An 18,557-nucleotide genomic window follows, 5' to 3' on the forward strand; every position below is an offset into this window, starting at 1 on the left:
ACCCCCAATCAGGCAACTCGGTGTGTCAGTCCGAATGAGTTGACTGTTTGGGGCTGCTGCGCAGCCCAGCGGGAGCAAGCTTCCTCGCCACAAAAAGCAAGGCCACAAAAGTACCAGACATGACGCTGTTGTCGAGACTACAACTCCGTCGCCCGCTGGCTCGCCGCATCGTCATAGATGACATACAGCGACTCGGCCACCTGGCTCTTGATCGCCTTGGTACTTTCCAGCCCCAGGACAAAACCCTCGGCCTTGCCGCCAGCGCGGTTCAGTTCTTCGGCCGTGCTCGCCTGGGTGATGGCGTCGTACAGTTTCTCGGCGTGAGGCCCCACACCCTTGGGCAAACTGATCTGAGCGGTGCTCACAAGCACACCTCGGCGCAACGGGCTGTGTGAAGTGGTAACAGGTGCTTCATGGCGAGTACCTCAATGTCGGCGAATGGCCGGCAGCGCGTCCTGCCACTTCCGGGCAACCATGGTAGCCCTCTCCCGCCCTTGCGGTAACTGCCAATCACTGATTGACCCTCAATGGACATCTGGAATGCGCCGTTCGCCAATAGACGCTTGACTTCTCTTTTCCAATCAGTAACATACGCGCCATTCCGCGATAGCTCAGTTGGTAGAGCAAGTGACTGTTAATCACTGGGTCCCTGGTTCGAGTCCAGGTCGTGGAGCCAGACAGCAACACCAAAAAGCCCCTGAATCGAAAGATCCAGGGGCTTTTTTGTGGGCGAAAAAACAGGCGGATGGCCATATAAGTCTGGCCGAGGTCGCTGTCGGAACAATAATCCGGCGTCAAAAAGGCAATATGGTCCGGATCCTGCTTTCTTTTTCCGACAACCCAAGCTGTCACGTGAGCGTCATGACAGGGCCGCAAACTGGCTCTGTCCGCCAACAACAGCTTCAAAACAACAAGGACGAAGGTATGCCCACACAAAACCCCCATCGCATTGTCGGTCTGTGCACCTCCAGCAAGGTGTACAACGTACTGACCGAACTCAAGCAACTGGAAGGCCATCGCAGCGCCAAGTTCCTTTCCCTGCTGGCGGAAAACCTGGTCCGCAAGGGCCTGCTCAACGAGCAGGAAGTGGTGCACATGCTCGATCTGGTCGTCGATTGAGCGGCATCGATTCCTACTATTGAGCCAGTTGATTTTCCGTCCTTCCCCCCGAGCCGTAAGGTAACCCCATCGATTGATGGAGGTGTCCCATGCCCAAGGTTCAAATCATGTCTGTCATTGGCAGCGCCGTCCCCGCCCCACTCCGGGAACTCGGGCTGCTGGCCTGCTGGTACCTGGTGCAAGACGGCGTGACCATCAGCGGCCCGCTGACTTCACTGCCCGCCGCCCAGGCACTGTCGCAACGCATCGGTCCCTACCTATTGAGAGCCTAGGGCAACTGCACACGCGGCGTGCTTTCGACGAACAAGGCCCAACAGGACATGAACAGCGCGGCGATCAGCGGCCCGATCACGAAGCCGTTCAGCCCGAACACCGCCAGCCCGCCCAGTGTCGAGACCAGCACCATGTAGTCGGGCATCTTGGTGTCCTTGCCCACCAGGATCGGCCGCAGGAAATTGTCCACCAGGCCGATCACGAACACCCCGAACAGCGTCAGCACCACGCCCTGCCAGATCGCCCCCGAGAGCAGGAAATACACTGCCACCGGTGCCCAGACGAGGCCCGCCCCCACGGCCGGCAACAACGACAGGAATGCCATCAGCACCGCCCAGGGCAACACGGTCGGGATCCCCAGGATCCAGAAGATCAATCCGCCCAGCGCACCCTGGCTGATGGCGACCAGCAGGTTGCCCTTCACCGTGGCCCGCACCACCCGGTTGAACTTCAACTGCAGGCGGCGCTTTTGATGTTCCCCCAAGGGAACGGCCATGCGCACCTTGCGCACCAGCTCCGCGCCATCGCGCAGAAAGAAGAACAGCAGATAGATCATCACGAAGAAGCTGACCAGGAACTGAAAGGTGCCCTGGCCGAAACTGAAGGCCTGGGTGGCGAAGAACTCGCTGCCCTGCATCGCGCTCTTGACGATCTTGTCGCGCAAGCCGTTCAGGTTGCCCAGGCCGAAGCGGTCCAGCAGGTGCTGGAAGTACGGTGGCAAGGCATCCTTGAAGCGGGCCAGGTAATCGGCAATGTCCAGCTCGCCGCTTTCCAGGCTCTTGTACAGCGCCGCGCCTTCCTGGACCAACAACGTACTGATGATGATCACCGGCAAGATCGCGCAGACCACACAGATACTCAACGTGGCCAGCGAGGTGACATTTCGGTGCCAGCCAAACTTCAACTGCAGGCGGCGCTGCATCGGCGCAAAGACGATACCCAGGATTACCGCCCAGAACACCGCGCCGTAAAATGGCAGCAGAATCCAGATGAAGGCGACCGTGACCAGCACCAGGAGCAACATCTGGGCTTTGTTTTGCAGCATCTTTCGATTCATCAGCTTTCCATGTCCAAAGGCGGGATACACATTAGTCCGCCAGGACTCGCCGGAGTGCCTTCACGTTTGCGCTGCGCATTGATCCAGATCAAAAAGACCCGGCCGACCCTGGCGTACCCTTCCCGCTTTTTGCGACCTGACCCCACCATGACCTTCGCCGCCCCCGAACTGCTGGCGCCCGCCGGCACCCTGAAAAACATGCGCTATGCCTTCGCCTACGGTGCCGATGCGGTGTACGCCGGCCAGCCGCGCTACAGCCTGCGGGTGCGCAACAACGAATTCGACCACGCGAACCTGGCCTTGGGCATTGCCGAGGCACAGGCCATGGGCAAGCGCTTCTACGTAGTGGTGAACATCGCGCCGCACAACGCCAAGCTGCGCACGTTCCTCAAAGACCTGGAGCCGGTGATCGCCATGGCGCCGGACGCGTTGATCATGTCCGACCCGGGATTGATCATGCTGGTTCGCCGGCATTTTCCACAGATGCCAATCCACCTGTCCGTGCAGGCCAACACCGTCAACTGGGCGAGTGTCGAGTTCTGGCAGCAGCAGGGCTTGAGCCGGATCATCCTGTCCCGGGAACTGTCCCTGGAGGAAATCGCCGAGATCCGCGAGCAGGTGCCGGCCATGGAGCTGGAAGTGTTCGTCCACGGAGCGCTGTGCATGGCCTACTCCGGGCGCTGCTTGCTCTCGGGTTATATGAACAAGCGTGATGCCAACCAGGGCAGTTGCACCAATGCCTGCCGCTGGAAATACTCGGTGCAACCGGCGGTGGAAAATGCCGCGGGCGACATTGTGCAAATCTGCCAGCCCGAACCGACCCTGGGCCTCGGCGCGCCCACCGACCAGGTGTTCCTGCTCCAGGAGGCGAACCGTCCCGAGGATTTGATGCCAGCCTTCGAGGACGAGCACGGCACCTACATCATGAATGCCAAGGACCTGCGGGCCGTGCAACACGTCGAGCGTCTGGCGCGCATGGGCGTGCATTCGTTGAAGATCGAAGGCCGGACCAAGTCGCACTTCTATTGCGCGCGCACCACCCAGGTGTATCGCCGGGCCATCGATGACGCGGTGGCCGGTCGGGAATTCGACCGCAGCCTGATGACCGACCTGGAGTCCCTGGCCCAGCGCGGCTACACCGAAGGTTTTCTGAGGCGTCACGTGCACGACGAATACCAGAATTACCAGAGCGGCAGCTCGGTGTCGGAGCGCCAGCAGTTCGTCGGCGAACTGACCGGCGAGCGGCGCGAACGCCTGGCTGAAGTACGGGTCAAGAACCGCTTTGGCCTGGGCGATCACATGGAACTGATGACCCCCAAGGGCAACTTTCACTTCGACCTGCATCAATTGCAGGACATCAACGGCAAAAGCATCGAGGTGGCACCGGGAGATGGGCATGTAGTCTACGTGCCGATCCCGGATGCGGTGGATCTGCGGTTTGGGTTGTTGATGCGGGATCTACGTGAGCCGTAGCACTGGCGCTGATCCAGGTACCGCAGAACAACTGTGGGAGCGAGCTTGCTCGCGATAGCGTCAGATCAGCCAATATCCATTTGACTGACACACCGCTATCGCGAGCAAGCTCGCTCCCACAGGTTTTGTTGTGTTTGCGCCTGCTGAGCCCGGCAGAAACTGCCGAAGGCTGCGATCCTTCTTTCCCGATAAGACCCGGTTGCCCAGGTGAAAACATCTGGATCGAGAGCGAAAGATCGCAGCCTTCGGCAGCTCCTGAGGGTCAGATCCGGAACTGCCCCACCAGTTGCCCCAGGCGCTGCCCCAGGTCGGCCAGGCTGCGGGAGGTCTGGGCGCCGAGTTGGGTTTCGTCGGCGACGCTGTCCACGGCCACGGCGATCTGATGCACGCTGCGGTTGATTTCCTCGGCCACCGCGGTCTGTTCTTCGGCGGCGCTGGCGATCTGGGCGTTCATCGAGTTGATGGTGCCGATCAGCTGCGCCATGGTGTCAAGGGAGGCGCCCGCTTCGTTGGCCCGCTCCGAGGTGCCATCGCCGGCCTCGCTGGAACGACGCATCGCTTCCACCGCCGCGTGGGTGCCGGATTGCAGACGGTCGATCATGCCCTGGATTTCCTGGGTACTCTGCTGGGTCCGGCTGGCCAGGGCCCGCACTTCATCGGCCACCACCGCGAACCCACGCCCCGCCTCGCCGGCACGTGCGGCCTCGATGGCGGCGTTGAGGGCCAGCAGGTTGGTCTGTTCGGCGATCGAACGAATCACCCCGAGCACACTGACAATCGAGGCCACGTCCTGCTGCAGGCTGTCCAGGGACACGCCGCTGCTGCGAATATCGTTCACCAAGGCATGAATCTGCTGGATGCTGCCGGCCACCACGCGCTTGGCGGACTGGCCTTCTTCGTCGGTCTGCTGGGCCGCGACAGCGGCGCCCTGGGCACTGCGCGCGACTTCCTGGGCAGCCGAGGACATCTCATTGATCGCCGTGGCCACCTGATCGGTTTCGTGGCGCTGACGTTCCATGGCCTGCTCCGAGCGCTGGGCCTGCTCGGAAACTTGCGTCACCAGGCCGGTCAGTTGCGAAGTCATATCGGTGATCTGCCGCACCAAGCCGTGGATCTTGTCGACGAAGCGGTTGAACGAACCGGCCAGTTGGCCCAGCTCGTCCTGGCTGGTGATGGTCAGCCGACGGGTCAAGTCCCCCTCGCCCGCGGCGATGTCGTCGAGGTTGTCCTTCATCAGGTGCAGGGGACGCAGGATCGTGTTGGCGAGCACCAGGCCCACCACCGCGATCACCAGCAACACCACCGCGGCGATCCCGACGATGCTCAAGATCACGCCTTGCAGGCGATCGTGGACCTTGGCCTCCACCAGTGCCACCTGGGCTTCGATGCCGTCCAGGTTGACCGAGCTACCGACCGCGAGGTCCCACTTGGGCAGGTATTCGGTGTAGCCAAGCTTGGGCACCAAATCCTTGCTGCCGGGCAGTGGCGAGCTGTATTCCAGATAATGGGTTCCGTCCTTGGCGACTTTCACCAGGTCACGGTTGACGTAGACACCGTTCGGGTCGCGGTTGTCCTTGAAACTCTTGCCCACGCCATCGGGGCTGTTGGCCTTGAACAGACGAATGGTCTCGGAGTCGTAGCCGAAGAAGTAGCCGTCCTTGCCGTAGCTGATATTCGACAGTAGCTTGATCGCCTGGGCGCGCGCCTCGTTATCGCCAGGCGCGGCGGCATCGTAGAGCGGCTTGATCGCGGTAAGACCCACCGCCACGTAGTTCTGCAGCGTGGCCTTGGCCTCGCTGAGCAGGCGCTCACGGGTCTGTTGGACCTCTTTACCCGCTTGTTCCTTCAAGATGAAAGCCGTGGTCAGGCTGATGATCACGGCGGACAGCAATACCGGCAGTATCGCAAGGGACAGGACTTTAGCCTTCAGGCTCAGGCGCATGCTGTTCACTCTTGTTGGTTTTATGGCGTGGTTAGCTGTATTAACGGCACCGCACGGCAAAACTGTAGGACAAGGTGAACGGTTCGTCGGCAGAGTCGCTGAATGCACGGGCCTCATCGCGAGCAAGCTCGCTCCCACAGGGTTCGGCGGTGTCCACAGCGCTTGTGTTCACGCCGGTCCACTGTGGGAGCGAGCGTGCTCGCGATAAGGCGACTCGGCCTTGAGGCTACAACACCATCGCCGCCACCCAGCCAAACGCCAGCAGCGGCAAGTTGTAGTGGATGAAGGTCGGGACCACGGTGTCCCAGATGTGATGGTGCTGACCGTCGATGTTCAGGCCGGAGGTCGGGCCCAGGGTCGAGTCCGAGGCGGGCGAACCCGCATCGCCCAGGGCGCCGGCAGTGCCGACGATGCAGACGATCGCCAGCGGGCTGAAGCCCAGTTGCAGGCACAGCGGCACGAAAATCGTCGCCAGGATCGGCACCGTGGAAAACGACGAGCCGATGCCCATGGTCACCAGTAGCCCCACCAACAACATCATCAGCGCGCCGATGCCCTTGTTGTGGCCGATCCAGGCCGCCGAGGTTTCCACCAGGCTCTGGACTTCACCGGTGGCCTTCATCACTTCGGCAAAACCCGAGGCGGCGATCATGATGAAGCCGATCATCGCCATCATCTTCATGCCTTCGGTGAACAGATCATCGGTCTCGCGCCAGCGCACCACACCCGATACCGAGAAAATCAGGAAGCCGACCAGGGCGCCAATGATCATCGAGTCGACCAGAAGCTGGATGGCGAACGCTGCGACAATCGCCAGCCCCGCCACCAGCAGGGTCATGGGGTTGTAGCGCACCGCCACCTGCTCGACCCGAGCGATCCTCTTCAGGTCGTAGACGCGTTTCTTGCGGTAGCTGAACAACGACAGCAGCAGGCCGAACACCATGCCCAGGGCCGGGATACCCATGGCATGGGTGACGTTGATGCCACTGACGTCCACGCCGCTGCGGGCGATGTTGGCCAGCAGGATTTCGTTGAGGAAGATATTGCCGAAGCCCACCGGCAGGAACATGTAGGGGGTGATCAGGCCGAAGGTCATGACGCAGGCGATCAATCGGCGGTCCAATTGCAGCTTGGTCAGTACGTAGAGCAGCGGCGGCACCAGCAGCGGGATGAAGGCGATATGGATCGGCAGAATGTTCTGGGAGGCGACCGCGACCGTTCCCAGCAGGCCGATCAGCACCCACTTGACGCCCGTGCCACCAGCGGCGTCCTGGCGATCCACCAGGGCCAGGGCTTTGTCCGCCAGGGCGTGGGCCATGCCGGACTTGGCAATCGCCACGGCGAAGGCTCCGAGCAAGGCGTAGGACAGCGCCACCGTCGCACCGCCACCCAGGCCGGCATTGAACGCCTTGAGTGTCGCCTCGATCCCCAGGCCACCCGTCAGGCCACCCACCAACGCGCCGATAATCAGCGCGATCACCACATGCACACGGGACAGGCTGAGCACCAGCATGACGCCAACCGCGGCAATTACTGCATTTATCATCGTTACCTCAAAGCACAGCGATGGAAAGCCACCGGACAAAAAGGTCGCGACTTTGCAGCAAGCGGCGGCAAGCTGCAAGGGCCGTGGGGCGGGTTTTCAAGTCTCGCAATATTGACTACCACCACCGCCCCCCTGTGGGAGCGAGCTTGCTCGCGATGGCGTCCGTTCAGCCACATAGATAGCCACCGATAGATTGTTATCGCGAGCAAGCTCGCTCCCACAGGGGGGCGGTGCCATGAGATCAGCGCTTGGGCAACTCAATCACGACCTTCAATCCACCCCACTCGCTGTCGTCCAACGCCAGCATCCCGCCCCAGGTGTCGACGATGTCCCGCACGATGCCCAGGCCCAGGCCGTGTCCATCGGTCTGTTCATCCAACCGCGTGCCGCGGCTGAACACCTGGTCGCGACGGTCCGCGGGGATGCCCGGGCCGTCGTCCTCCACGGCCAGGCTGAAGCCCTCGGCCGTCTCGGTCATGGTCAGGCGGACCTCGGCATCGGCCCATTTGCAGGCGTTGTCCAGCAGGTTGCCCAACAACTCCAGCAAGTCTTCACGGTCCCAGGGCAGGTGCAGGCCTGGCGGGGCGACGTAGCTCAGGTGCAGGTGTTCACCGTGGATCATGTTCAGCGTGGCCAGCAACCCCGGCAGTTCGGCGTCGCAGTCCAGGTGTGCGCCGGGCAAGGCATCGCCGGACAGGCGGGCACGGTTGAGTTCGCGGTTCAGGCGCTGGCGGACCTGCTCCAGTTGATCGAGAAACAGTTTGCGCAGCTCGGGATACGGGTCGAGCTTCTCGTTCGACGCCAGGCTTTGCAGCACCGCCAGCGGGGTCTTCAAGGCATGGCCGAGGTTGCCCAAGGCATTGCGCGAACGCTTGAGGCTGTCTTCGGTGTGGGCCAGCAGATGGTTGATTTGCGCCACCAACGGTTCCAGTTCCCGGGGCACCTGCTCGTCGAGTTGCGAACGTTGCCCACGCTGCAACTGGGCGATTTGCTCTCGGGCCCGATCCAGTGGGCGCAAGGCACGGTGCACGGTGATGCGTTGCAATAACAGAATCAACAACAACCCCGCCAAGCCGAGGCCGAGGCCGATCTGCTGCATCCGCCGGAAACTGTCACGCACGGGTGTGTAGTCCTGGGCCACGCTGATGGAAATCGCCTGGCCCAGCCGTCGATAATCGGTGCGCAGCACCAGCAGCTTCTGGCCCTCTGGGCCCAGTTGCAGGTTGCTGTGCAGGCCGGGGTGGTCGAGCCGAGGCAATTCCTGGTCCCACAGGGAGCGGGAACGCCAATGCACATCGGCAAAATCGATGCGGAAGTAATGCCCGGAAAACGGCCGCTGATAGGCCGGCGACAGGCGGCGCTCATCCAATTGCAAGCCCTGCGGGCCGCGCACCAGGGCCACCAGCAGGTTCTCGCTGTCGTTACGCAGCCCCGCTTCCAGGTAACGCTGCAGGCCCAGCTCGAACAACCACAAACTCGTTTGCGCCAGGACCAGGCCGACCACCACCATCACACCGATCAGGCCCAGGCTCAGGCGCCGCTGGATGGATCTCACTGCGCCTGCCCGCCGAACAGGTAACCCTGGCCGCGACGGGTTTCGATCACGCTGCGCCCCAGCTTGCGCCGCAGGTGATTGACGTGGACTTCCAGCACGTTGGAATCGCGCTCGGTCTCACCGTCGTACAGGTGTTCGGCGAGATGGCTTTTGGAAAGGATCTGCTCGGGATGCAGCATGAAATAGCGCAACAGGCGAAATTCGGCGGCCGTGAGCTGGATGTCGGTGCCGTCGCGGACCACGCATTGACGACTCTCATCCAGGTGCAATCCGGCAGCCTTGAGCGTCGGCTGGTTGACCTGGCCATGGGAGCGGCGCAGCAGCGCCTGGATCCGCAGGTGCAGCTCCTCAGGATGAAAGGGTTTGGTCAGGTAGTCGTCGGCCCCGGCCTTGAGGCCCTCGATACGCTCGGCCCAGGAACCACGGGCGGTGAGGATCAGCACCGGCGTGGCCAGGCCCCCAGCGCGCCATTGGGCCAACACGTCGAGCCCCGGCACGCCCGGCAGGCCGAGGTCGAGAATGATCAGGTCGTAGGGCTCGCTGCTGCCCTGGTACACCGCGTCGCGACCATCGGCCAGCCAGTCGACGGCGTAGCCCTGGCGTGCAAGCCCGGCCATCAGTTCATCGGCCAGGGGCACGTGATCTTCCACCAGAAGCAGGCGCATCAGTCTTCCTTATCTTTGAGTAAACGGCCGGTCTTGGCCTCCAGGTCCAGTTCGCGCACGACGCCGTCGGTGTCCAGCAGCTCGACCTCATAAATATAGACGCCGTGTTTCTCCTCCAACTCGGCTTCCAGCAGTTTGGCGCCGGGGTGCAGGTCCAGCGCCTGTTGCAGCAGCTGTTCGAGCGGCAGGATCACGCCCTGCTGACGCAGTTGCAGGGCCTCGTCCTGATCAAGGTCCCGGGCCATGGCCAGCGAACAAAACGCCAGCAGCGCCAGCGTCCATCGACTGCGGGCGCATAAATTAAGCTTCATTACAGATCCTGATGATTCTTGAGTACCTTGCCGTCGGTGGCGTCCAATTCCAGGTCCCACTCAATGCCCTTCGTATCGCGCAGGTCCACCTGATAGATGTACTTGCCGTACTCTTCGTCCAGCTCGGTATCGGTCAAGGTAGCTCCAGGGTGCTCGGCCAGGGCAGCGGCGTCGAGTTTTTCAAAGGACAGGATGGTACCAGCGTCTTGCAGTTTGCGGGCTTCGTCCGCGTTCAGGTCTCGTGCGTGAGCCAGGCTCGTACCTAGGGCCATGAGGGTCGCGATGAAAAAGGCAGTCAGGCGGTTCATGGGTTGTCTCCTTTTTATAGTCTTTCACGGGGCGACTGTATCGGGATGAACTTAACTGAAACTGAATCGCCATCATGGAACCCACATCAATAATGTGGGAGCGAGCTTGCTCGCGATGGCGGTGGGTCAGCTTGTAACGATGCAGGATGTGCCGCCGCCATCGCGAGCAAGCTCGCTCCCACAGGGTTTTGTGCCGTTATAATCAGCCGCCTACCCGTATTCGAGACCGGTATGACCGCCATCCACATCAAGTTTCCCGCCCTCACCCTCAAAGCCGGCCCCCGTGCGTTCGGGCGGATTCGCCAGACCGGCCTGAACGCCGCCGACGTCGGCATTCTGCCCGGCGCCGCCGGTGGCCCCAAGGCCCTGGGCATCCAAGGGCTGGACCTGGCGCTGTTCGGCCAATGGCTGCCCGCCGCGCCCCGGGAACGCTCGCTGATCGGGGCCTCGGTGGGAGCCTGGCGTTTCGCCAGCGCCTGCCTGCCGGACGCCGCCGAGGGGATCCGACGCCTGGGCACCTTGTACAACGAACAAAGCTTCGCCAAAGGCGTGACCATGGCCGGTGTCAGCCAGAGCTCGCAGCGAATGCTCGATGACTTGCTCGACGGCCGCGACACCTCGATCCTCGATAACCCGCGATACCGGCTCAACATCATGGTCGTCAAGAGCCACGGCCTGCTCGCCCAGGATCATCGCGGCCGCCTGGGCCTGGGGCTGTCGTCGGTGATCGCCGACAACCTGCGGGGCCGTGCCCGGCTGTCGCGGCATTTCGAGCGGTTGATCATCCATGACCCGCGCCTGGCCCCGCCCCTGCATCCGCTGAATGACTTTCCGTCGCGTTTCGTTCCGTTGGCCGCCGGCAACCTGCGCCAGGCCCTGCTGGCGTCAGGCTCGATCCCGATGGTGATGGAAGGCGTGCGCGACCTGCCGGGCGCCGGTGCCGGCACCTACCGCGACGGCGGTCTGCTGGACTACCACCTCGACCTGCCGTACAGCGGCGAGGACATCGTGCTCTACCCGCATTTCACCGACCGGGTCATTCCCGGCTGGTTCGACAAGGGCCTGCCGTGGCGCCGGGGCAGCGTCGACCGTCTGCAGGACGTGCTGTTGCTGGCACCGTCCCGGGAATACCTGGCGCGCCTGCCCTACGGCAAACTGCCAGACCGCAACGACTTCAAGCGCTTCATGGGCGATGACCCGAGCCGCCGCAAATATTGGCGCACAGCGATGGACGAGAGCCTCCGGCTCGGTGACGAATTCCTGGAGCTGACGGCCAACGGTGGCTTGGGCGAGCGTTTGCTGACCCTTTAGTCAGCACGGTCGCGCAACGCCGTTATCAAACTGATAAACTCCGCCGCCTGCCTCGCGACCGCTACCTTAAAGAGCCCGAACCTGTGGAAATCTTCAAAGAATTTACCTTCGAATCCGCCCACCGCCTGCCCCACGTGCCGGAAGGCCACAAGTGCGGCCGCCTTCATGGCCACTCGTTCAAGGTGGCGATCCACCTGAGCGGCGATATCGACCCGCACACCGGCTGGATTCGCGACTTCTCGGAAATCAAGGCGATCTTCAAGCCCCTCTACGAGCGCCTGGACCACAACTACCTCAACGACATCCCAGGCCTGGAAAACCCCACCAGCGAAGTATTGGCCAAGTGGATCTGGAATGAGTTGAAGCCGTTGCTGCCGGAGCTCAGTGCCATTCGCATCCACGAGACCTGCACCAGTGGTTGCATCTACCACGGCGAATAAAACCTGTGGGAGCGAGCTTGCTCGCGATGACGGCGGCACATTCAACACCTAGGTGACAGACAGGCCGCAATCGCGAGCAAGCTCGCTCCCACAGACTCGGCTGCCATCACCGTGTTCCTGTCCCGTCAGCATTGGCCTATGCTTGCTCCCCTGAGCCATTTTCAGGGGAGTATCGAGCATGACCCACTGGCCGCTGGATCAAACCTACGACTTCAACGGATACCCCATCCGCTACGCCATCCACGGCGATGGCCCGCCGTTGGTGTTTGTCCATGGCACGCCCTTCTCTTCCTACGTGTGGCACCGGATCGCCCCGCTGTTCTTCGCCACCCACCGGGTGCATTACTTCGACCTGCTGGGGTATGGCCAATCCGCGCAACCCGACGCCGACGTGTCCCTCGGCGTGCAAAACCTGTTGCTCGCACAATTGCTGGAGCATTGGCGCCTGGACTGCCCGGACGTGGTGGCCCATGACTTTGGCGGCGCCACGGCCCTGCGCACGCACCTGCTCAACGGCAAGGATTACCGCAGCCTGACCCTGATCGATCCCGTGGCGCTGTCGCCCTGGGGTTCGCCCTTTGTGCAGCATGTCCGCCAGCATGAAGCGGCCTTCAGCGGCCTGCCCGACTACATTCAGCGGGCCATCGTGCCCACCTATGTCCGCGGCGCGATCAAGCGGGACATACCCGACGAAGCGTTGGCGCCCTACGTGCAGCCGTGGCTCGGCGAGCCGGGCCAGGCGGCGTTCTACCGGCAGATCGCACAGATGGACGAACGCTACACCCGTGAAGCCGAGGGCCTGTATCCGAACGTGCGCTGCCCGACCCAGATCCTTTGGGGGGAGGATGACCAGTGGATCCCCATCGAACGCGGCCGGGCTCTGCAACGGATGATCCCGGGGGCACAATTTCACCCCGTTCCAAATGCCGGGCACCTGGTCCAGGAAGACGCGCCGGAAGCCATCGTGGCGGCGGTGTTGCGGTTTCTGCCATTGTCCTCCTCGACCTGAAAAACACTGCATTTCCCCTGCGGGAGCGAGCTTGCTCGCGATGGCGGCATGGCAGTCACTTTGATGCTATCTGATACACCGCTATCGCGAGCAAGCTCGCTCCCACAGGGGGATCTGCGTCGGCAATGGGATCTGTGTTCCAACTTGAATCACTCGCGCACCGCTTTCGATCCCTGCGCCCACCCAATCCCCCAGGATTGTCTATAAATAACCTCGCGATCACCCGTTTGGCACGGCCGCTGCACGCTTGCGATATTCCCCTCATCCGCAAGGACCGCCACATGACTCAGAACGATCCGGGCAACGACTACCCCTTGAGCGAAGTCCCGATGCATGCCCGCAAGGGCCTGGCCTCCACGGCCATGGTGCTGCTGGGCTTCACTTTTTTCACCGCCACGATGTTTGCCGGCGGCAAGCTGGGGGTGGCGTTCGGTTTTGCCGAGATGCTCACCGTGATTGTGATAGGCAACCTGCTGCTGGGCCTCTATGCCGCCGGCCTGGGTTACATCGCGTTCAAGAGCGGACTCAATTCGGTGTTGATGGGACGTTTCTGTTTCGGCGAGGTGGGCAGCAAGCTCAGTGACTTGATCCTGGGGTTCACCCAGATCGGCTGGTACGCTTGGGGCACGGCGACGGCGGCAGTGGTGCTGGGCAAGTATTTCGAATTGAGCGAGAGCACCGTGCTCGGGTTGATGGTGCTGTTCGGCCTGGGATTCTGCGCCACCGCCTACATCGGTTATCGCGGGCTGGAAATCCTTTCGTACATCGCCGTACCGGCCATGATGTTGCTGCTGATGCTGTCGATGTGGGTGGCAACGGTGAAGGTCGGCGGCTTCGAAGGCTTGCTGGCGGTGGTGCCGACGGGCAGTCTCGATTGGTCCACCGCCATCACGCTGGTGTTCGGCACCTTCGTCAGCGGCGCGACCCAGGCCACCAATTGGACGCGCTTCTCCCGCTCGGCGAAGGTCGCTGTGCTGGCGAGCCTGATCGGCTTCTTCCTCGGCAACGGCCTGATGGTGCTGATCGGCGCCTACGGGGCCATCGTCTATCAGCAACCGGACGTGGTCGAAGTGTTGCTGCTGCAGGGCTTCGCCATGGCGGCGATGGCCATGCTGCTGCTCAACATCTGGAGCACCCAGGACAACACCATCTACAACTTCGCCGTGGCCGGTTGCAACCTGCTGCGCACCCGCCGGCGCAAGACCGTGACACTCGGCGGCGCGGTGATCGGCACGCTGCTGGCCCTGTTCGGCATGTACGATCTGCTGGTGCCGTACCTGATTCTGCTGGGCACCGTCATCCCACCGATTGGCGGGGTGATCATGGCCGATTTCTTCTTCCGTTGGCGCGGGCGCTATCCTCGCCTGGCCGAGGCGCAACTGCCGGCGTTCAACTGGCCCGGGCTGTTGGCCTATGGGCTCGGCACACTCGCCGCGTTCAATTCGCCATGGGTCGCGCCACTGGTAGGAATCGCCACCGGCGCGCTAACGTATGTGCTATTGATCGGCGTAATGGGTACCCGCACCGCTGATACACCTCTACAAGACCTATAAAGGATTTGCCCGATGCACATCATCAACGCCCGCCTGCGCAACCACGAAGGCTTGCATGAACTGCACCTGGAAAACGGACTGATCGCCAACATCGCCCGCCAGACCGAAGCCCCCAGCCTGGGCCCGGAAGACCTCGATGCCGGCGGCAACCTGGTGGTCCCGCCCTTCGTCGAACCGCACATCCACCTGGACGCCACCCTCACCGCCGGCGAACCGCGCTGGAACATGAGCGGCACGCTGTTCGAAGGCATCGAGTGCTGGGGCGAGCGCAAGGCCACCATCACCCAGGAAGACACCAGCACCCGCGCCAAGAAAACCATCCAGGCCCTCGCCGCCCATGGCATCCAGCATGTGCGCACCCACGTCGACGTGACCGACCCAGAACTGACGGCCCTGAAGGCGATGCTGGAAGTGCGCGAGCAAAGCCGTCACCTGATCGACATGCAGATCGTCGCGTTTCCCCAGGAAGGCATCGAGTCCTATCGCAATGGCCGCGAGCTGATGGAAGAAGCGATCCGCATGGGCGCCGACGTGGTGGGCGGCATTCCCCACTTCGAGTACACCCGCGACCAGGGCGTCAGCTCGGTGAAATTCCTCATGGACCTGGCCGAACGCACCGGTTGCCTGGTGGATGTGCATTGCGACGAAACCGACGACCCGCACTCGCGCTTTCTCGAAGTGCTCGCCGAAGAAGCCCGCAGCCGTGACATGGGCGCTCGCGTCACCGCCAGCCACACCACGGCCATGGGTTCCTACGACAACGCCTACTGCGCCAAGCTGTTCCGCCTGCTCGGGCATTCGGGCATCAGCTTTGTCTCTTGCCCGACCGAAAGCATTCACCTGCAGGGGCGTTTCGACACCTTCCCCAAACGCCGTGGGGTCACTCGGGTCAATGAACTGCTCGAAGCCGGGATGAACGTGTGCTTCGGCCAGGACTCCATCGTCGACCCGTGGTATCCCCTGGGCAACGGCAACATCCTGCGTGTGCTGGAAGCCGGGCTGCATATCTGCCACATGCTCGGCTACCGCAACCTGCAAAGCGCCCTGGACCTGGTCACCGACAACAGCGCCAAGGCCATGGCCCTGGGCGAGCGCTACGGGCTGGAACCCGGCCGCCCGGCGAACCTGCTGATCCTGTCGGCGGACAGCGACTACGAAGTGATCCGCAGCCAGGGCTTGCCGCTCTACTCGATTCGCAATGGCGAAGTGCTGATGAAGCGGCAGATGCCGGTGGTGGAGTTTGCGCAGCAGCCGAGCTGATTCTCCTGTGGACGAACTTGCTCGCGACGGCGGTGGGTCAGTTGCATTGATGTTGGATGTACTGCCGCCATCGCGAGCAAGCTCGCTCCCACAAGGGATCTTCAGTGGACATAAATGTTAAGTCCGACACAGGGCCCCTGTGGGAGCGAGCTTGCTCGCGATAGCGGTATAAGCCACACCACAAAACCTCCAGAAAGCCCTACGGCACAAGCCACGCCGTACCAAACAACCTGACCCGCACAAGCTCGCCCGCCTCTTCTTCCAGCAAAATCGGCGCCGTGCCGCCGGGCATCACCACCCTCACCACCCCCACCTTCACCCAGCCCACTCGCCAGGCAGCACTGGCCACGGCGCTGGCGCTGGTGCCCGAGGATGCGGTGGGACCTTCGCCTCGCTCGAACACCCGGGCGGCGATTCGCCCTTCAGCTTCGAGCCAGGCCCATTGCAGGTTCACCCCCATCGGGCACGGCATTCCAGCCCCACCCGGAGGAGCATAGGCGATACGGGTCAGGCTCTGGCACAGCGCCGCAGCACGCATCTGCGAATTGCTCGGCAACGCCTCGGCTCCGTCCACCAGCGTCACGCAATGAGGATTGCCAATGTTCACGAACTGGCTGTTGCCCCACGCCGGGTTCAACCGTTCAAGCGCCGCCACACGGCTGACATCGCACTGGTTGAACATCACACTCTCGACGTCCTGGGCACCGACGGCACCGGGCCCGAACAGCGGTTTGCCCAGGTCCAGCCAGAAACCTTGGGCGCCTTCGAATTCAGCGGCGCGGACCGAGGTTTGCAGCGGTGACAAGCCGTCGGGTTTATCGTGATGGACCTGCAGCAAGCAATCACCGATCCCTGCCATCAAGCCCTGCTCTTGCAAGGCCTGGGAGAAAATCGTCAGGCCATTGCCGCTGCGCTCGGCCAGTGTCCCATCGGTATTGAGGATCAACAGATCAAAGGGCGGTTCACTCTGGAACGGGCCAATCAGCAACCCATCACTGCGATGCGCCTTGGCATCCGGCGGCGCCTCACCCGGCGCCCAGGCGCAGAACGCGTGCACGGCCGCCGTTGCCCAGGACTCGCGGGTCTGCGCGGCCTGGGCAGCCGACTGAGGCAGACCGATGCCATGGTCACGGACCTGCTGCGGTGAAACGACTCCATAGATATTGCCGCGTGCGTCGTAGAACGGTGCCATGCATCGGGTCCGGAGGAAGCCAGGAGGGGCCGGTAGTTTAGGCGAAGCCTGCCTCATACAGCCAAATCTTTGCGCCGTAACCTGGCTGGTGAACCAGGACCAGTGACCCGCGCCGTCCAAGGAGCGTACTTCAGGGCTTTGGCACCTTGGGGTCGCGGTGCGGTCAGTGGATATGCAAGCATAGGCCCCTGCTTGCCTGCACCACCGCACCGCACGAAAACCAAGGACGTTTCATGACTGCCATTACGCCCCCGCCCACCTTTGTCCCCGGACGCCTGGAACAGATGTCCACCCGCATCGCCTACCTCATCGCCGGCATCGGCATCGCCGCCTGGGCGCCACTGGTGCCTTACGCCAAAGTGCGGGCGAACCTCGATGAAGGCACCCTCGGCTTGCTGCTGTTATGCCTGGGGGTCGGCTCGATCCTGGCGATGCCGATTTCCGGTGCGCTGGCGTCGCGGTTCGGCTGCCGTCGGGTGCTCAGCGGCGGCACGATTCTGATCTGCCTGGCGTTGCCGTTGCTGGCGACAATGACTTCCCTGCCCTGGCTGGTGGCCGCGTTGTTCCTGTTTGGCGCCGGGCTCGGCACCGTGGACTCGACCGTGAACCTGCAAGCGGTGATCGTCGAGCGGGCCAGTGGCAAGACCATGATGTCGGGTTTCCACGGCATGTTCAGCCTCGGCGGGATCATTGGCGCGGCCGGCGTGAGCGCCCTCCTCGGCCTGGGACTTTCGCCGCTGGGGGCGACGCTGGTGGTCAATGGCGTGCTGCTGGTAGCGTTGTTCAAGGCGGCGCCGCACCTGTTGGCCTACGGCAGTGAAAGCTCGGGACCGGCGTTCGCCATTCCCCATGGCGTGGTGCTGTTTATCGGCATCCTCTGTTTCATCGTGTTCCTGGCCGAAGGTGCGGTGCTGGACTGGAGCGCCGTGTTCCTGACCACCGAGCGCGCGGTGGATACCGCCTATGCCGGGCTGGGTTATGCCGCCTTCGCGCTGACCATGACCGTCGGCCGCCTGACCGGCGACTCGGTGGTGCATCGCCTGGGGGCCAAACGCGTGATCATCTATGGCGGGTCGATCGCCGCCGCGGGGTTCCTGCTGGCGACCCTCGCGCCGATGTGGCAAGCGGCGCTGCTGGGGTATGCGTTGGTGGGTGCCGGGTGTTCGAACATCGTACCGGTGCTGTACACCGCCGTCGGCAAACAGACCCTGATGCCGGAAGCGATCGCCGTACCGGCCATCACCACCATCGGCTACGCCGGCATCCTCGCCGGTCCGGCACTGATCGGCTTCGTCGCCCATGGCAGCAGCTTGAGCTTTGCGTTTGGGTTGATCGCGTTGTCGCTGGTGGTGGTGGCCGTCAGCGGGAAAGTCTTGAAGGTCTGATGCCTCCAGGAGCCTTGGCTAGCAAGTAAACCTGTGGCGAGGGAGCTTGCTCCCGCTCGGCTGCGAAGCAGTCGTAAACCAGTGGATGCGGTGTGCCTGAGGCGCCGCATTCAGCAGGTTTTGGGGTCGCTTCACGACCCAGCGGGAGCAAGCTCCCT

At 62.8% G+C, this 18,557-nt stretch carries 18 protein-coding genes, 1 tRNA gene and 1 pseudogene; 10 read left to right on the forward strand and 10 right to left on the reverse strand.

All coding sequences use genetic code 11. The annotated features are described in order from the left end of the window. Positions 1 to 137: 137 nt before the first annotated feature. Positions 138 to 365: a hypothetical protein gene (locus tag AB7M32_RS23450; protein ID WP_018612405.1), complete on the reverse strand. Its 228-nt coding sequence runs from the start codon at positions 363 to 365 to the stop codon at positions 138 to 140. Between the two features lie 235 nt (positions 366 to 600). On the opposite strand from AB7M32_RS23450, the gene AB7M32_RS23455 reads away from it, so the two are divergent. The 3 genes from AB7M32_RS23455 (at position 601) to AB7M32_RS23465 (ending at position 1,391) form a co-directional block, all read left to right on the forward strand. Beyond that, positions 601 to 676, forward strand: a tRNA-Asn gene (locus tag AB7M32_RS23455). 248 nt (positions 677 to 924) lie between these two features. Further along, positions 925 to 1,119: a hypothetical protein gene (locus tag AB7M32_RS23460; RefSeq protein WP_003203896.1), complete on the forward strand. Its 195-nt coding sequence runs from the start codon at positions 925 to 927 to the stop codon at positions 1,117 to 1,119. 89 nt (positions 1,120 to 1,208) lie between these two features. After that, complete coding sequence (locus tag AB7M32_RS23465) at positions 1,209 to 1,391, forward strand: hypothetical protein (RefSeq protein ID WP_046063464.1); 183 nt, start codon at positions 1,209 to 1,211, stop codon at positions 1,389 to 1,391. On the opposite strand, the gene AB7M32_RS23470 is transcribed toward AB7M32_RS23465, so the two are convergent. Then, the gene (locus AB7M32_RS23470; RefSeq protein ID WP_454251530.1) at positions 1,388 to 2,449 is read right to left on the reverse strand and encodes an AI-2E family transporter; all 1,062 of its coding nucleotides are present in this window, start codon (positions 2,447 to 2,449) and stop codon (positions 1,388 to 1,390) included. The genes AB7M32_RS23465 and AB7M32_RS23470 overlap by 4 nt on opposite strands. Before the next feature lie 147 nt (positions 2,450 to 2,596). Between AB7M32_RS23470 and trhP the strand changes: the two genes are divergently transcribed. Next, positions 2,597 to 3,922 carry a prephenate-dependent tRNA uridine(34) hydroxylase TrhP gene (gene trhP / locus AB7M32_RS23475; RefSeq protein WP_454252190.1) on the forward strand — a complete coding sequence of 442 codons (1,326 nt, stop codon included), beginning with the start codon at positions 2,597 to 2,599 and terminating at the stop codon, positions 3,920 to 3,922. Between the two features lie 262 nt (positions 3,923 to 4,184). Here trhP and AB7M32_RS23480 read toward each other — a convergent pair whose 3' ends face one another. The 7 genes and pseudogenes from AB7M32_RS23480 to AB7M32_RS23510 all read right to left on the reverse strand — a co-directional run bounded on the left by AB7M32_RS23480 (position 4,185) and on the right by AB7M32_RS23510 (position 10,249). Further along, positions 4,185 to 5,006 (reverse strand): methyl-accepting chemotaxis protein, encoded by an 822-nt coding sequence (locus tag AB7M32_RS23480; protein WP_370873826.1) that lies wholly within the window; start codon positions 5,004 to 5,006, stop codon positions 4,185 to 4,187. A 36-nt stretch (positions 5,007 to 5,042) separates the two neighbouring features. Then, positions 5,043 to 5,981: pseudogene (locus tag AB7M32_RS23485) on the reverse strand (cache domain-containing protein); the annotation flags it as partial. A gap of 109 nt (positions 5,982 to 6,090) precedes the next feature. After that, a complete protein-coding gene (locus AB7M32_RS23490) occupies positions 6,091 to 7,407 on the reverse strand; it encodes a Na+/H+ antiporter family protein (protein WP_162491262.1) in 1,317 nt (438 codons plus the stop codon). Positions 7,408 to 7,651: 244 nt separating this feature from the next. Continuing rightward, positions 7,652 to 8,965, reverse strand: a complete 1,314-nt coding sequence (locus tag AB7M32_RS23495; RefSeq protein ID WP_454251531.1) for a sensor histidine kinase — start codon at positions 8,963 to 8,965, stop codon at positions 7,652 to 7,654. Further along, the gene (locus AB7M32_RS23500) at positions 8,962 to 9,630 is read right to left on the reverse strand and encodes a response regulator transcription factor (protein WP_053123507.1); all 669 of its coding nucleotides are present in this window, start codon (positions 9,628 to 9,630) and stop codon (positions 8,962 to 8,964) included. The genes AB7M32_RS23495 and AB7M32_RS23500 overlap by 4 nt, the downstream gene beginning before the upstream one ends. Next, positions 9,630 to 9,941 carry a PepSY domain-containing protein gene (locus tag AB7M32_RS23505; protein ID WP_454251532.1) on the reverse strand — a complete coding sequence of 104 codons (312 nt, stop codon included), beginning with the start codon at positions 9,939 to 9,941 and terminating at the stop codon, positions 9,630 to 9,632. Before AB7M32_RS23505 ends, AB7M32_RS23500 begins: the two co-directional genes overlap by 1 nt. Then, complete coding sequence (locus AB7M32_RS23510) at positions 9,941 to 10,249, reverse strand: PepSY domain-containing protein (protein ID WP_454251533.1); 309 nt, start codon at positions 10,247 to 10,249, stop codon at positions 9,941 to 9,943. The genes AB7M32_RS23505 and AB7M32_RS23510 overlap by 1 nt, the downstream gene beginning before the upstream one ends. A 231-nt stretch (positions 10,250 to 10,480) precedes the next feature. Here AB7M32_RS23510 and AB7M32_RS23515 point away from each other — a divergent pair, with 231 nt between their 5' ends. The 5 genes from AB7M32_RS23515 to codA all read left to right on the forward strand — a co-directional run bounded on the left by AB7M32_RS23515 (position 10,481) and on the right by codA (position 15,822). Beyond that, positions 10,481 to 11,560, forward strand: a complete 1,080-nt coding sequence (locus AB7M32_RS23515; RefSeq protein ID WP_454251534.1) for a patatin-like phospholipase family protein — start codon at positions 10,481 to 10,483, stop codon at positions 11,558 to 11,560. An 83-nt stretch (positions 11,561 to 11,643) separates the two neighbouring features. Next, positions 11,644 to 12,000, forward strand: coding sequence for a 6-carboxytetrahydropterin synthase QueD (gene queD, locus AB7M32_RS23520; RefSeq protein WP_025212792.1), 357 nt, complete (start codon positions 11,644 to 11,646; stop codon positions 11,998 to 12,000). A gap of 178 nt (positions 12,001 to 12,178) precedes the next feature. Continuing rightward, positions 12,179 to 13,009: an alpha/beta fold hydrolase gene (locus AB7M32_RS23525; protein WP_454251535.1), complete on the forward strand. Its 831-nt coding sequence runs from the start codon at positions 12,179 to 12,181 to the stop codon at positions 13,007 to 13,009. A 281-nt stretch (positions 13,010 to 13,290) separates the two neighbouring features. Continuing rightward, positions 13,291 to 14,562: a cytosine permease gene (gene codB, locus AB7M32_RS23530; RefSeq protein ID WP_454251536.1), complete on the forward strand. Its 1,272-nt coding sequence runs from the start codon at positions 13,291 to 13,293 to the stop codon at positions 14,560 to 14,562. A 12-nt stretch (positions 14,563 to 14,574) separates the two neighbouring features. Further along, complete coding sequence (gene codA, locus AB7M32_RS23535) at positions 14,575 to 15,822, forward strand: cytosine deaminase (protein WP_454251537.1); 1,248 nt, start codon at positions 14,575 to 14,577, stop codon at positions 15,820 to 15,822. Positions 15,823 to 16,021: 199 nt separating this feature from the next. Here the strand turns inward: codA and AB7M32_RS23540 are convergent, their stop codons facing one another. Further along, the gene (locus AB7M32_RS23540) at positions 16,022 to 17,014 is read right to left on the reverse strand and encodes a diaminopimelate epimerase (protein WP_454251538.1); all 993 of its coding nucleotides are present in this window, start codon (positions 17,012 to 17,014) and stop codon (positions 16,022 to 16,024) included. Positions 17,015 to 17,247: 233 nt separating this feature from the next. Between AB7M32_RS23540 and AB7M32_RS23545 the strand changes: the two genes are divergently transcribed. Further along, a complete protein-coding gene (locus tag AB7M32_RS23545) occupies positions 17,248 to 18,399 on the forward strand; it encodes an MFS transporter (protein ID WP_454251539.1) in 1,152 nt (383 codons plus the stop codon). Positions 18,400 to 18,557 lie beyond the last annotated feature (158 nt).

Source organism: Pseudomonas sp. R151218B TE3479, from assembly GCF_053629195.1.